The organism is Pseudothioclava arenosa, assembly GCF_002358085.1.
GTDB lineage: Bacteria > Pseudomonadota > Alphaproteobacteria > Rhodobacterales > Rhodobacteraceae > Pseudothioclava > Pseudothioclava arenosa.
The window spans coordinates 44,092-57,881 of record NZ_NTJD01000001.1; the positions used below are offsets into that span (position 1 = coordinate 44,092).

The 13,790-nt window shown below is 67.5% G+C and carries 15 protein-coding genes; 5 read left to right on the plus strand and 10 right to left on the minus strand.

The window, feature by feature from the left end; genetic code table 11:
* Positions 1–2: 2 nt before the first annotated feature.
* The 5 genes from tsaB to CLN94_RS00250 form a co-directional block, all read right to left on the minus strand.
* On the minus strand, positions 3–611 hold the full coding sequence (gene tsaB, locus CLN94_RS00230; RefSeq protein ID WP_096429833.1) for a tRNA (adenosine(37)-N6)-threonylcarbamoyltransferase complex dimerization subunit type 1 TsaB: 609 nt from the start codon (positions 609–611) through the stop codon (positions 3–5).
* Entirely contained in the window at positions 601–1,164 is a 564-nt protein-coding gene (locus tag CLN94_RS00235) for a NifU family protein (RefSeq protein WP_096429835.1), read from the minus strand. Before CLN94_RS00235 ends, tsaB begins: the two co-directional genes overlap by 11 nt.
* A gap of 189 nt (positions 1,165–1,353) precedes the next feature.
* Entirely contained in the window at positions 1,354–1,809 is a 456-nt protein-coding gene (locus CLN94_RS00240) for a universal stress protein (protein WP_096429837.1), read from the minus strand.
* Between the two features lie 63 nt (positions 1,810–1,872).
* Entirely contained in the window at positions 1,873–2,739 is an 867-nt protein-coding gene (locus CLN94_RS00245; protein ID WP_096429839.1) for a branched-chain amino acid aminotransferase, read from the minus strand.
* Between the two features lie 91 nt (positions 2,740–2,830).
* On the minus strand, positions 2,831–3,934 hold the full coding sequence (locus tag CLN94_RS00250) for a polysaccharide biosynthesis/export family protein (RefSeq protein WP_096429841.1): 1,104 nt from the start codon (positions 3,932–3,934) through the stop codon (positions 2,831–2,833).
* An 83-nt stretch (positions 3,935–4,017) separates the two neighbouring features.
* Between CLN94_RS00250 and CLN94_RS00255 the strand changes: the two genes are divergently transcribed.
* The 3 genes from CLN94_RS00255 (at position 4,018) to CLN94_RS00265 (ending at position 7,524) form a co-directional block, all read left to right on the plus strand.
* Positions 4,018–4,887 (plus strand): NAD-dependent epimerase/dehydratase family protein, encoded by an 870-nt coding sequence (locus tag CLN94_RS00255; protein ID WP_096429843.1) that lies wholly within the window; start codon positions 4,018–4,020, stop codon positions 4,885–4,887.
* The gene (locus tag CLN94_RS00260) at positions 4,884–5,519 is read left to right on the plus strand and encodes a sugar transferase (protein WP_096429845.1); all 636 of its coding nucleotides are present in this window, start codon (positions 4,884–4,886) and stop codon (positions 5,517–5,519) included. Before CLN94_RS00255 ends, CLN94_RS00260 begins: the two co-directional genes overlap by 4 nt.
* A 118-nt stretch (positions 5,520–5,637) precedes the next feature.
* Positions 5,638–7,524: a polysaccharide biosynthesis protein gene (locus CLN94_RS00265; RefSeq protein WP_096429847.1), complete on the plus strand. Its 1,887-nt coding sequence runs from the start codon at positions 5,638–5,640 to the stop codon at positions 7,522–7,524.
* Between the two features lie 3 nt (positions 7,525–7,527).
* On the opposite strand, the gene truA is transcribed toward CLN94_RS00265, so the two are convergent.
* Positions 7,528–8,298, minus strand: coding sequence for a tRNA pseudouridine(38-40) synthase TruA (truA, locus tag CLN94_RS00270; RefSeq protein ID WP_096430666.1), 771 nt, complete (start codon positions 8,296–8,298; stop codon positions 7,528–7,530).
* A 143-nt stretch (positions 8,299–8,441) separates the two neighbouring features.
* Between truA and CLN94_RS00275 the strand changes: the two genes are divergently transcribed.
* Together CLN94_RS00275 and CLN94_RS00280 are read left to right on the plus strand one after the other, a co-directional pair.
* Positions 8,442–9,845 carry a YcjX family GTP-binding protein gene (locus tag CLN94_RS00275; RefSeq protein WP_096429849.1) on the plus strand — a complete coding sequence of 468 codons (1,404 nt, stop codon included), beginning with the start codon at positions 8,442–8,444 and terminating at the stop codon, positions 9,843–9,845.
* A complete protein-coding gene (locus CLN94_RS00280; protein WP_096429851.1) occupies positions 9,842–10,852 on the plus strand; it encodes a YcjF family protein in 1,011 nt (336 codons plus the stop codon). Before CLN94_RS00275 ends, CLN94_RS00280 begins: the two co-directional genes overlap by 4 nt.
* Positions 10,853–10,901: 49 nt before the next feature.
* Here CLN94_RS00280 and CLN94_RS00285 read toward each other — a convergent pair whose 3' ends face one another.
* The 4 genes from CLN94_RS00285 to ruvC form a co-directional block, all read right to left on the minus strand.
* A complete protein-coding gene (locus CLN94_RS00285) occupies positions 10,902–11,312 on the minus strand; it encodes a group III truncated hemoglobin (protein WP_096429853.1) in 411 nt (136 codons plus the stop codon).
* A 77-nt stretch (positions 11,313–11,389) separates the two neighbouring features.
* Positions 11,390–12,421 (minus strand): Holliday junction branch migration DNA helicase RuvB, encoded by a 1,032-nt coding sequence (gene ruvB, locus CLN94_RS00290; RefSeq protein ID WP_096429855.1) that lies wholly within the window; start codon positions 12,419–12,421, stop codon positions 11,390–11,392.
* Between the two features lie 81 nt (positions 12,422–12,502).
* Positions 12,503–13,177 carry a Holliday junction branch migration protein RuvA gene (gene ruvA, locus CLN94_RS00295; RefSeq protein WP_096429857.1) on the minus strand — a complete coding sequence of 225 codons (675 nt, stop codon included), beginning with the start codon at positions 13,175–13,177 and terminating at the stop codon, positions 12,503–12,505.
* Complete coding sequence (ruvC, locus tag CLN94_RS00300; protein WP_096429859.1) at positions 13,174–13,704, minus strand: crossover junction endodeoxyribonuclease RuvC; 531 nt, start codon at positions 13,702–13,704, stop codon at positions 13,174–13,176. The genes ruvA and ruvC overlap by 4 nt, the downstream gene beginning before the upstream one ends.
* Positions 13,705–13,790: the final 86 nt, after the last annotated feature.

The window sequence follows — 13,790 nt, forward strand, 5'->3', positions numbered from 1 at the left end:
GCTCAGTCCAGGATGACCGGCGGCGGGTCCGAAGGCGGCGCGGCATCGGCACCGCGCAGGTAAAGCGGCGCCGGGCGCGGCAGATCGGCGCCCGAAGCAATGCGCTCAGCCGCGATCCGCGCGATCGCTTCGATCAGCACCTCGGGCGAGATCGTGTCGGCGACTGGCCCGTCATGGCCCTCAAGCGCGGCCCATTCGACCAGTTCGGGCGGCTGGGCGCCCTCGGCTGTGAAATCCTGCACATAGGCCAGCCCGCGCCGCGCGTCGATCCGCGCCTGCACCGGGCGCGGTACGTTAAAGGCCAGCGCCTCGAGGCTCGACACCCCCACCGCCGGCACGCCCAGCGACAGCGCCAGCCCGCGTGCGGCGGCCACCGAAATCCGGATGCCGGTGAAATTGCCCGGCCCGATGCCGACGCCGATCCCGCTCAGGTCGCGCCAGCCAAGGCCCACGCCCCTCAGACCCTCTTCGAGCATCGGCATCAGCCGCTCGGCCTGGCCCTTGCCCATCTCCTCGACGCGGCACGCCAATAATTCCGAGCCACGCAGCAAAGCGGCCGCGCAATGCGCGGCCGATGTGTCAAAGGCCAGAAGGATCGGCTCAGCCGGCAACGGCACGTACCTCGGTCACTTCCGGGATGTAATGGCGCAGCAGGTTCTCGATGCCCATTTTCAGCGTCAGCGTCGAGCTGGGGCAGCCCGCGCAGGCGCCTTGCATGTGCAGGTAGACGACGCCGCGCTCGAACCCGTGGAAAGTGATGTCGCCGCCGTCCTGCGCCACGGCCGGTCGCACGCGGGTGTCGAGCAGTTCCTTGATCTGCGAGACGATCGCGGCATCGGGGCCGTCATGGCTGGCATGCCCGCCCGCGGCGGGAGCCTCACCCTCCAGCACCGGCGCGCCGGACTGGAAATGCTCCATGATCGCACCGAGGATCGCCGGTTTCGCGTGATCCCATTCGGTGCTTTCACCCTTGGTGACGGTGACGAAATCCGAGCCGAAGAACACGCCCGTGACGCCCGGCACCGCAAAGATGCGCTTGGCCAGCGGCGACTTTGCCGCGGCCTCGGCCGTGGGGAAATCGGCGGTGCCCGCCTCGAGCACGGTCTGCCCCGGCAGGAATTTCAGCGTGGCGGGGTTGGGGGTGGTTTCGGTCTGAATGAACATGCGCGCCTCCTTGGCTTGCGGCAGATATGCGCCCGCCGAGCGTTTTCGTCAAGTTTTCGGCCGCGGCGATTGCGCGCAGCCCCCTGATTTCTTCTTGGTCCAAATACGCAGGTCACGCCCTTGGCCACCTGCGCCGCCGGTGCGTATTTTTGCCAAGAAGAAGCGGCGGGCGGGCTCTGGCCGGGCCCGTCAGGTGATCTGTTCGAGCTTTTCCTTGGACATGTCGCCCGGCACGATCGTCAGCGGGCAGGGCAGCGAGCCGGAATTCTTGCTGAGCTGCGTCACCAGCGGGCCGGGGCCGGATTTGTCGGTGCCCGCGCCCAGCACCAGCACGCCGATTTCCGGGTCGTCGCGGATCACCTCGAGGATCTCCTTGACCGGTTCGCCCTCGCGGATCACGAGGTCCGGGTCGACGTGCTGCTTGTCGCGCATCCATTTCGCGAAGACCTCGAAATGGGCCTCGATCCGGTCGCGGGCTTCTTCGCGCATGATGTCGGCGACGCCGATCCAGTGCTGGTATTCCTCGGGCGGGATCACGCAGAGGATCGTCACGCCGCCGCCGGTATGGGCCGCGCGCATTGCGGCGAACCGCATCGCGTTCAGGCATTCGCGCGTGTCATCGAGCACGACCAGAAACTTGCGCATCTTTCCTCCGAAGGCAGCCAGCCGGGCAATCATCGCCCGGCGTCATGCGTTTGGCAACTCTGCTCAGAGCGGCGACGAAACCGCCCAGTCCCAATACATCTCGCGGATGCGCTTGGTGACGGGGCCGTGGTCGTAGCGGCGCTCGTCGAAGGCGGTGATGGGCGTGACCTTGGCGAAGTTGCCCGACAGGAACACCTCGTCGGCGGCGCGGAAATCGTCGAGCGTCAGCACGGTTTCCACGACCTCCATGCCCGCGGCGCGCAGGTTCGAGATGTGGCGCGCGCGCGTGATCCCCGACAGGAACGTGCCGTTGGCGATCGGCGTGAACACGACGCCGTCGCGCACCATGAAGACGTTGGCGGTGGCTGCCTCGGCGACATTGCCCATCGCGTCCTGCACCAGCGCGTTGCCAAAGCCCTTGGACTTGGCCTCGACCAGCATCCGCGCGTTGTTCGGATAAAGGCAGCCTGCCTTGGCGTTGCAGACGTTGTCGGCCAGCACCGGGCGGCGGAATTGCGTGGTGGTCAGCGTGGTCGAGGCGCTGGCGTCGGGCATTGGCACCTCTTCGAGGCAGAGCGCAAAGCCGGTGACACCTTCGAGCGGCGCGACGCCCAGATCCGAGCCGTGGATCGCCCAATACATCGGCCGGATATAAACGGCGGCGTCCTTGCCGCAGCGCTTCAGCCCTTCGCGCGCGATCTCGACCATTTCGCCCGCCTCGACGGTGGGGGTGATCATCAGCGCCTTGGCCGAGCGGTTGGTACGCGCGCAATGGGCTTCGAGGTCGGGCACGAGCCCGTCGAACATTCGCGCTCCGTCGAAGACCGACGAGCCCTGCCAGATCCCGTGATCGGCCGCGCGCATGACGGGGATGTCGCCCTGATGCCAGCTGCCTTCGAAATAGGTTTGGATATTCTTGCCGAACGCCATGGGCCGCACTCCTTTTGGTCGGCGCGATCTAATCACCCGTCGCCGGGCGCGTCCAGCGGAGCGATTGTGCCCGTGTCAATGCGGTGGGCGGCTAGTTGCTGACCGCGTTCGACACGCCCACCGAGGCGCCGATCAGCCCCAGCATCGTGCGCAGGCTGGTCGCGCCGCTCTCGGTCGCCAGCACGAGGTCCCGTGGTGCGATGTCGAAATTCTGCGCCGAGAACAGCCCGTCCGAGCTGGTCAGGTCGATCGAAAAGATCACCCGCTCATGCGTCGGCCCTCCCGCCCCGTCGGCACGCACCGCCGAGGCCGGGTATTCGCGCAGGATCAGTAGCCCGCGCGGGTTGGCCCGCGTGTCCGAAATGCCCCCCGCCATGGTCACGGCCTCAAGCGCGGTGACGCGATCCTTGGTGAACGGGATCAGCTCTTCCTTGCCCGAGGCGCCGAGCGCGAGGAAATAGCGCGGGTCTTCGCGCACGATCAGCTTGTCGCCGCCGCGCAGTCCGACATCGGTCTGGGGCGCATCGAGCAGCGCCGCGAGCGAGGTGTCAAAGACCTGGCTGCCGCGCAGCAGGCGGATCTGCGGGTTGCGCAGCTCGGCGCGCGGCCCGCCGCCCAGAGACACCAGCCCCAGCGCCGTCAGCGAACGATCTTGCATCGGGTAATTGCCCGGATGCGCGACGCCGCCGATCAGGTCGACGGAATTGGCGCGGCCCGGCTCGGCCTCAAGCTGAACCTGCGCCGCCGGGATCAGCGGCGTCAGGCGCTCTTCGATGCGGGCGCGGGCGCGTTGTGGCGACAGGCCCGCCACCGGCACCTCGCCGATATAGGGCACGAAGACCGTGCCATTCGCCCCGACTCGGGTCTTGTGCAGCTCGACCGACGGCGCGGCGTCGGTGGTCAGGAGCTTGTTCTCGCCATTCTCCCAGACCGCGATCGAGACGCTGTCGCCAGCCGCCAGCAGCTGCCCCGCCCCGCCGCGTCCGCCTTGCAGCCAGAGGTTTTCCGTCTGAGCATGTTTCGCCTCGGGCCAGCCAGCCAGCCGGCTCAGCGTCGCGCGGTCGATGCGGTAATGGGCGAAATCGCGGGTTTCGGTTCCGGAGGAAGACATGATCTCGCTTTGCAGGGCCGCGCCGCGCGGCATGGTGCATCCGGCGAGAGCTGCGCACAGCAGCACGATCGAAAGTCGTTTCATGGTCTGTCCCTCTTCCAACCCGGTCCGCGAGCAGGCATAGAATCGCCTTAAGCGCGAGTCGCCTGGAAAGCATCCGGAACGGTATGAAGAAAACGGAACCCGATCTCAACCTTCATGAGACTCACCTCTTGGTTGTTGGCGGGTCGGGACGCGTGGCGGGCATGCTGCGTCGGGTCTGGAGCGCGGAGCCCTCTGGCATGGTGCCGGTTTTTCAGGCGCGCCGGGAGGGTGTTGGCGCGGATCTGATTTTTGATCCGCTGGCCGATCCGGGCGCACTGGCGCAGGCGATCGAGGCGGCCGATGTCGTGCTGAACCTTGCGGGGCGCGCGGGCGGCTCCGGCGCTGATCTCGCGGCTCATGCAGCGATTGCGCGGGCGATTCTGGCGGCGCGCAACGGGGCCAAGCCGGTGATCGCGGCATCTTCGGCGGCTGTCTACGACCGGTCGGGCGAGGCGCAGTCTGAAGCGGGGCCGGTCGATCCGCCTGTCGCCTACGGGCGCGCCAAGCTTGAGATGGAGGCGGTGTTGCGCGACCAGCCCGCGGCCTGTTGCCTCCGCATCGGCAATGTGGCGGGCGCGGATGCGCTATTGGGGCAGCCCGTGTCGGAGGCCGGACGGTCGCTGCATGTCTTTGCCGATGGCCGCGCCCCGCGCCGCAGCTATATCGGGCCTTCGGACCTAGCCCGCGCGATCGCTCGGCTGGCGGGTTTGATGGCGGCGGGGCAGCCCGTGCCGCCGGTGCTCAATCTTGCTTTGCCCGGCGTTGTGGGCATGGATGACCTGCTGCGGGCCGCTGGCGTTGCATGGAGCCTTGTTCCGGCGCCGCCAGAAGCTATTGAAAATGTTGAACTTGATGTGAGCCGTGCGATCCGTTTCGGCCTTGTGCCCGAGGCCCGGGCGCGGGCGGAGCGCATCGTTGCCGACTGGCGCCAAGTCGCGGGGGGCAGCGCATGACCTGGCAGAAACGGCTCTTCGATCTGACGCTCGCGCTGATCCTGCTGCCGATTCTCGGCACGTTGATCCTCGTAGTTCTGGTCACGCTGATGTTCACCGAAGAACGCCCGTATTTCTATTGCGCAGAGCGGATGAAAACGCCGACGCAGAGCTTCCGGCTCTGGAAATTCCGCACGATGACTGTGACGCAGGACGACAGTGGTGTTTCGGGCGGAGACAAGGAGGCGCGGATCACCCGGATCGGGCGCATCCTGCGCCGCACCCGTGGCGATGAACTGCCGCAACTGTGGAACATCTTTCGCGGCGACCTGAGCTTTGTCGGCCCCCGTCCGCCCTTGCGCGAATATGTCGAACGCTTCCCCGAAATCTACGCGCAGGTGCTCCGATCGCGGCCCGGCGCGACCGGTCTGGCGTCGCTTTACTATCACCACCGCGAAGAACGCCTGCTGGCGCGCTGCGACACCCCCGAAGAGACCGACCGCGTCTATTGCGAGGTCTGTATCCCGGCAAAAGCCCGGCTCGACCTGATGTATCAGCGAAAATCTTCGCCCTGTTATGATTTCTTAATCGTTTGGAAAACAATCTGGCGTGTGCTTGGGCGGAAGAAGAAAACGGCCACAACTAAAAGTTGAATTCTGTTTTGCCGGTCGGTAATCTCGTGCAGCACGGCCTTAGCAGCGGAACGGGCGACTGAGAACGGTTGAGGATATGTTTCGGCGATATGTAAGCCTGAGGCGCAGCCAGAAGCGGATGATCCTGCTTGCCCTGGACTGCCTGCTGGTGCCGGTGGCGTTTTCCCTGTCGTTGATGCTGGTGTTTTCGGTCGCGCCGACCGAGCTGCTGCCGCTGACCTGGGTGTACCTGCCGGCCCTTGCCGTGGTGGCGGCGATCGGCCTGCATCAGTTGCGGCTGAACAACCTGCGCCTCAAGGAATATGACGGCGCCGCGCTGGTGCGCACGCTTTGGCTGGGGATCGCCCTGGGCCTGACTTCGGCGCTGTTGTCGGAGGCGGGGGCGCCGGGCCTTCCGGCCGGGGTGCACGCGCTTTTCGGACTGTTCTACGCCCTCGGCTATGCGCTGATGCGCGCCCTCCTGCTGCGTGTCCTGACCGAACTTTACCGCCGCTCGAACATTGCCAGCCGGGTTGCGATCTATGGCACCGGGTCGATGGCCATGGCCATCGCGCGAGAGCTGCGGCAGGACGAAACGACGATGCTCTGCGCCTTCATCGACGAGAATCCCGCAATGGCGGGGATCGTGCTGAACGGGCTTCCGGTGTTCTCTTTGGCCCAGCTTGGCGAACTGTCGGACCAGTACAAGATCAACCGCGTTATTCTTGCCGCCCCGCATCTGAGCGAGGAAAAACGCACCTTCATCGCTGCCCGGCTGAGCCAGCGCCAGATCGACGTGCAGACCTTGCCCGAGACCGTGCAATATGCCGCCCCTGGCCGCCTCTCGGAAAAGCTGACGCAGGCGACGGTTTCCGCATTGCTGGAGCGCAAGCCGCTGACCGGGGCACCGCAGATTTGCGAGACCGCCTATGCCGGGGCCTCGATCCTGATTACCGGGGCGGGCGGGTCGATCGGGCGCGAGCTGTGCCGGCAGGTTCTGCGCTGTCGCCCGTCGCGGCTGGTAATTCTCGATCTGTCCGAACTGGCGCTTTATTCCGCCGAGGCGGAGCTGCGCGTGTTGGCCGAGGCCGCGCAGGTGGAGTTGGTGTCCGTGCTCGGCTCGGTCTGCGATCCGCTTCTGGTCCGCGGGGTGCTGGCGCGCTATGCGGTGGACGTGGTTTTCCACGCCGCCGCCTACAAGCACGTGCCGATCGTCGAGGAAAACGCGCGCGTCGGCCTTGCGAACAACAGCCTGGGCACCGCCGTTCTTGCGCGGGAGGCCGAGGCCGCGCGGGTGCATCGCTTCGTTCTGGTTTCGACCGACAAGGCCGTGCGCCCCTCCAGCCTGATGGGCGCGTCGAAGCGGATCGCGGAGCTTGTCGTGCAGGATCTGGCCGCGCGATCGCAGCACACGAACTACTCGATCGTTCGCTTCGGGAATGTGCTGGGTTCCTCGGGTTCCGTCATTCCGCGTTTCGAAGAACAGATCGCGCGTGGCGGGCCGCTGACCCTGACCGACGAAGGCGTCACCCGCTATTTCATGAGCATCGCTGAGGCGTCCCTGCTGGTCCTGATCGCGGGCGCGCATGCAACCGGCGGCGAGGTGTTCGTGCTCGACATGGGCGAGCCGATCCGAATTCACGACCTTGCGCGGCGGATGATCGAGGCTGCTGGGTTGCGGCTGCGCGATCGGGACAACCCCGATGGCGACATCGAGATCGTCACCACGGGTCTGCGACCTGGCGAAAAGCTTCACGAAGAGCTGTTCCATGACGATGCCGTCCGGGCCACCGCGCATCCGCGCATCCTGCTCGCGCAGCCCGAAGGGCTTTCGCAGCTTGAGATGGCGGCGGCCCTGCGCGATCTGCGCAAGGCGATCGAAAGCGGCAGCGATGAAGAGGTGATGACAGTCGTGGCACGCGCGGTGCACGATTACCTGCCGCAGAACCTGCCAGCCAATGCGCCGCAGGTCCGGGCCGTCGATACGCGCGAAGCGTGGACGCCCGAACGCATGCCGGCCGAGTAGGCCCTAGCCCGAAAACGGGTCTTGCGGGTAGCCCACACCGGTCAGATAGAGCCCCTGCGGCGGGCAGACCGGGCCGCAGGCCGCGCGGTCGCGCGCCTCAAGAGCCGTGCGCACTTGGTCAGGCTCCCATGAGCCCGCGCCGACGCGCTCCAGCGTGCCCACGATCGAGCGCACCTGATTATGCAGGAAGGACCGCGCCCGCAGCCGGAAGTGAAACTCGCGCCCATCCGCGCGCTCGACTTCGGTGATTGTGATTTCGTCGAGCGTCTTCACCGGCGAGGCCGCCTGACAGATCGACGAGCGGAAGGTGGTGAAGTCGTGATGCCCGATCAGGTGCTGCGCCCCCGCCCGCATCGCCTCGAGGTCCAGCGGGTTCTGCACGCGCCAGACCAGCCCCTTTTCATGCGTCATCGGCGCGCGGCGCTGCACCAGCCGGAACAGGTAGCGCCGCTCGACCGCCGAAAACCGCGCGTGCCAGTCGTCCGCGACCTGCGCGCAGGCGAGGATCGCGACGGGCGCGGGTTTGAGATGGAAGTTCAGCGCCTCCGACAGCCGGAACGGGTCCCAGTCTTTCGCCAGATCGGCATGGGCCACTTGCCCCGTCGCATGCACGCCCGCGTCCGTCCGCCCCGCCGCCGCGATCGTATGCGCGCCGGGCTCGAGCCGCGCCAAGGCCGCCTCGATCGCGCCCTGCACCGAAGGCTGGCCGCTCTGGCGTTGCCAGCCGGCGAAGGGCGCTCCGTGGTATTCGACTTTGAGGGCATATCTGGGCATGCCCCGCCATAGCCCGAAGCCGCCGCCCGCCGCAATCCCCGCCACGCATCGCGCGGGTCGGGAAATCCGCGCGCCGCTTCCCTCTTATATCGCGCCCGCCAAGCGCCTATCTTCTGGGAAAGGAAACTGCGCCGGGGGTTTGCGTGGGACTGACGGATATTGCCGATGGCGTCGCGCGCCGAGTCGAAGCGGCCGGGGCCTCGGTTTCAGAGGCGCTGTTCGAGCCGGTGATCCGGCTGGGCGTGACGGGCCTGTCGCGCGCGGGCAAGACGGTGTTCATCACCTCGCTGGTCGCGAACCTGCTCGACCGCGGCCGTATGCCCGCATTGCGCCACGGCTCCGAGATCACCGCCGCCTTCCTGCGCCCGCAGCCCGACGATACCGTGCCGCGTTTTGATTATGAGGCGCATCTGTCGGCGCTGACCGGCCCGACCCCGCATTGGCCCGAGGGCACGCGGGCGATCTCCGAACTGCGCCTGTCGTTCCGCGTGCAGCCGAGCGGCTTTCTCGGCGCCCTACGCGGCCCGCGCACGGTGCATCTCGATATCGTCGATTACCCGGGCGAATGGCTGCTGGATCTGGGGCTGATGGATCAGGGCTTCGGCGCCTGGTCTCAAGAGGTTCTGGCCCGGATCGCGGATCGCCCCGGCGGGCCCGAATACCTCGCGCAACTGGCCGCGATTGACCCGAGCGCGCCGATGGACGAGCCCGCCGCCAAGGCGCTTGCCGCCGGCTTCACCGCCCATCTGCAGGCCGCGCGCGCCGCTGGCTATTCCGATTGCGCGCCGGGCCGGTTCCTTTTGCCCGGCGAGATGGAGGGCTCGCCCGTCCTGACTTTCGCACCCTTGCCGCCTGGCGAGGCGCCGCGCGGCTCGCTTGCGCGCGAGATGGAGCGCCGCTTCGAGGCCTATAAATCCAAGGTCGTGAAACCGTTTTTCCGCGAGCACTTTGCCCGGATCGACCGGCAGGTCGTTTTGGTCGATGTGCTGGGCGCGATCCATTCCGGCCCCGCTGCACTCGAGGATCTGCGCCGCGCCATGGCCGGGATCCTCAAGGCGTTTCGTCCGGGGCGCGCAGGCTGGCTGGCCTCGCTGCTGGGCGGGCATCGCATCGAAAAGATCCTGTTTGCCGCGACCAAGGCCGACCATCTGCACCACTCCCAACATGCCCGCCTGACCGCGATCACCACCGCGCTTCTGCGCGAGGCGAAGGACCGCGCCGATTTCGCGGGGGCCGATACGCAGGCGTTGGCGATTGCCGCGCTGCGCACCACCACGGAAGAAGACGTCCTCCGCGATGGCCAAGCGCTTCCGGCGGTGCGCGGGCGGTTGCTTGATGGCCGTAACGTGGCGCTTTATCCGGGCGAGCTGCCCGCAGACCCCGCGCAACTTCTGGCGCCCGCGCGCCAAGGGGCGGCCGAGTGGCTCGACGGTGATTACGCAATCATGTCCTTTGCGCCCGCGCCGGTGGCCCTGCGCCCCGGCGATGGCCCGCCGCATATCCGGCTGGATCGCGCCGCAGATTTCCTGATCGGAGACGCGCTATGAAAGAACCGCTTCTGATCGAGCTTGAGGCCGAAGGCGCCTCGCCCGCCGAGGTCGCCCCGGTCGAAGACCCGCCCGAGGCGCTGGCCGACCAACCCCAGGGCCGCGCGATGGCGATCGCCACGCGGCTTGCCGCGCGCCCCAGCTCGCGGCTCGCGCGGTTCTTCTGGCAGGCGACGGCGGCGCTTCTGGGCTTTCTGGCCAGCATCGCGGCTTGGCGTTTCATCGAGAACCTGTTTGCCTCCAGCCCGCTTCTGGGATGGCTCGGGGCGGGGCTTCTGGGCCTGTTTCTGCTGGCTTCGCTGCTGGTTGCGCTGCGCGAATTTTCCGCCTTTGCGCGGCTCAAGCGGCTCGATCGGGTGCATCGCGAGATCGTCGATATCGCGTCCACCGACGACCTTGGTCGGGCGCGCAAGGCGGTCGCGCATCTTGGCACGCTTTATGCCGCGCGCCCCGAGATGGACTGGCCGCGCCGTAATCTGGCCGAACAAGGTGGCGAGCTGCTCGATGCGCGCACCCTTCTGGATCTGGCCGAGCACGAGCTGATGACACCCCTCGATCAGGCCGCGCGGCTCGAGGTCGAGGCCGCCGCGCGCACGGTCGCGACGGTAACGGCGCTGGTGCCGCTGGCGCTGGCCGATGTTGCGACGGCGCTGATGGCGAACCTGCGGATGATACGCCGCATTGCCGAGATCTACGGCGGGCGCGCGGGCAGCCTTGGCAGTCTACGCCTTGCGCGCTCTGTGATGACGCATCTGGTGGCGACCGGCGCGGTGGCGGCGGGCGATGACCTGATCGAGACACTGACCGGCGGGCATCTGTTTTCGAAAATCTCGCGCCGTTTCGGCGAGGGCGTGGTCAATGGCGCGCTGACCGCCCGCGTGGGCGTCGCCGCGATCGAGCTGTGCCGCCCGATGCCCTTCCACGTACTGGAAAAGCCGCGCGTCACAAACCTGACGCGCCGCGCGCTCACGGGGCTGTTCAGCAAGGCCAAGGACAGCACCGCCTAGCCGTTTCTTCTTGGCGAAAATACGCAAGAGCCGCTGGGGCCCGGGCGCCTCAGCGCAGTTCGGGCACGGTGCCGGGGGCGCGGCCCATGTCCGACACGCCCATCCGCAGCCCTTGCCCGATCCGGTGCGCCAGCGCCGACCAGCCCGCTGCCGCGACCGGATCGCTGAGCGTATTGCGCAGCGTGTCATCGAACAGGCCAAGCCAGATCGGGAAATGCTCGGGAGCGACATTGCCCGCCAGCCGATGCGCCATCATCGGCGAGCCTTCATAGCCCGGCTGATGCAGGATCACGCCTTTCCAGAATCGCGCGATCTTGGCCTCATGCGCGGGCCAGTCCTGCACATGGGCCGCAAAGATCGGGCCGAGGATGTGATGGGCGCGCACGCGCTGGTAAAACACCTCGACGACGCGGTCGATCTCGGCGTCCGAAATCTCGAACCGGGGGGGCAGGCCGCTCATGGCGCGTTCCTCTCGCTGTGGCTGCGATAGGGGGCAGCTAGCGCGCGGGGCGCAGTAGGGCAAGCGGATGAATTGTCTCAGCCGTCGAAGAGGCCCGATTGTTGCGAAGGCGCGCGCGGCGCCTCAAGGCCCAGATGGCGCCAGGCGCTTGCGCCCAACATCCGCCCGCGCGGCGTGCGCTGGATCAGGCCTTGCTGCAGCAGATAGGGCTCGATCACCTCTTCGATCGCGTCTCGGCTTTCCGAGAGCGCGGCCGAGAGCGTCTCGACCCCAACCGGCCCGCCGCCGTAATGCTCGGCGATCAGCCCCAGATAGCGCCGGTCCGCGCCATCGAGGCCCAGATGGTCGACGCCCAGCCGCGTGAGCGCACTATCCGCGATGGCGCGGGTCAGGCGACCGTCACCTTCGACCAGCGCGAAATCGACGACGCGACGCAGGAGCCGCCCGGCGATCCGCGGTGTGCCGCGCGCGCGCCGCGCGATCTCGCGCGTGCCGGCTGGCTCGGCGGGAATGCCCAGCAGCCGCGCGCCGCGGCTGACGATCTGGTCAAGCTCGTCCTCGGTGTAGAATTGCAGCCGCGTCGGAATGCCGAAGCGGTCGCGCAGCGGCGTCGTCAACAGGCCCAGCCGCGTCGTCGCGCCGACAAGCGTGAAGGGTTGCAGCTCAATCCGCACGGTGCGCGCGGCGGGGCCCTCGCCGATCACGAGGTCCAGCTCGAAATCCTCCATCGCGGGGTAGAGCACTTCCTCCACGGCGGGGTTCAGGCGGTGGATTTCGTCGATGAACAGAACGTCGCGCGCCTCAAGATTGGTCAGGATTGCGGCGAGATCTCCGGCCTTGGCCAGCACCGGCCCCGAGGTCATCTTGAAATTCACGCCCAGCTCGCGCGCCATGATCTGGGCGAGCGTGGTTTTGCCCAAGCCCGGCGGGCCGTGGAACAGCGTGTGATCCATCGCCTGCCCGCGCATCTTGGCGCTTTCGATGAAGACGCGCAGGTTGGCGCGGGCCTCGGCCTGGCCGACGAATTCCTCAAGCGCCTGTGGGCGCAGCGCGCGGTCGGCGTCTTCGGGGAGACGGTCGGGGCGGAGGGTCGGGTCGGGCTCGGTCATCGGGTTACTGTCGCGCGGGTTTCAGGGCGGCGCAAGCGGGGGCGACGCCGGAGATTTGCGTATTTGGGCCAAGAAGAAACATCAGTCTTTCGGTGCGAGAAGCCGCAGCGCGGCGCGGATAAGCTTGGCAGTGTCCTGGGCGATCTCGGCGTCTTCGGAGGCACGCGCAACGGCACCTGCGGCATCCGCGGGGGAATAGCCGAGATTGGTGAGGGCCGAGAGCGCCTCGGCGGTGTAATTGACGCGCGGGGCGGCGGGCGCGGCGGGGCGTTTCGCGTGCGGGGCGGCGGCGGGTTCGATCACCTCTTCGGAGGGGGCGAGGTCGACCGACAGATCCGTGCCGAGCGCCATCACCGAGGGCGCCTTGTCCTTGAGTTCCATCACGATGCGCTGCGCAAGTTTCGGGCCGACGCCGGGCGCGGCTTTGACGGCGCCCCAGTCGCCCAGGGCGATGGCGCGGCCCAACCCCTCGGCGCCCAGTGTGCCCAGCAGTGCCAGCGAGACCTTGGCGCCAACGCCCTGCACCGAGGTCAGCAGCCGGTGCCATTCCTTCTCCAGCAGGCTCGGGAAGCCGATCAGTTGCAGCAGGTCTTCGCGCACGACGAGGTCGGTATAAAGCGCGCAGGCCTCGCCCACGGGGGGTAGGGTTTGCGCGGTGCGCTGCGAGACATGGACGATATAGCCCACGCCGCGCACGTCGATCATCACGTGGTCGGGGGCGCGGTGGATCAGGATGCCTGCGATGCGACCGATCATGCGCGCGCCCTCCGAACCCGGCCCGACCCGGTGGCCAGTTGCGCGAGCATCAGCCGGTTTGCCGATTGCAGGTGGAAGGCGTGGCAGATTGCGACGGCCAGCGCATCGGCGGCATCGGCGCCGGCAAGCTCAACGCCGGGTAACTGGTGGCGGACCATGTGCTGCACCTGCACCTTGTCGGCATGGCCTACGCCCACGACGGATTTCTTGATTGCGTTGGGGGCGTATTCGCCGACCTCGAGCCCCGCCTGCGCGGGGACGAGAAGCGCGATGCCGCGTGCCTGGCCAAGCTTGAGCGTCGCCACTGCGTCCTTGTTGACGAAGGTCTGTTCGACGGCGGCGGCCTCGGGGCGGTGCGCGGCGATCACGGCGCTCAGGCCCTGATGCAGGCTCAGCAGGCGTTTGGCGAGGTTGTCGCCTTCGGAATGGAGGATGCCATTGGCGATATGGCGCATCCGCACGCCCTCGCATTCGATCACACCCCAGCCGAGGTTCCTCAGCCCCGGATCGATCCCGATCACCCGCATCCTGCCCGCCCTTTGCCTGTTGTTTTTCAACGATTAGCACGAAAGGTGAACATTGGCTAGGGGGAAGCCGTGCATGCGAATAGGGC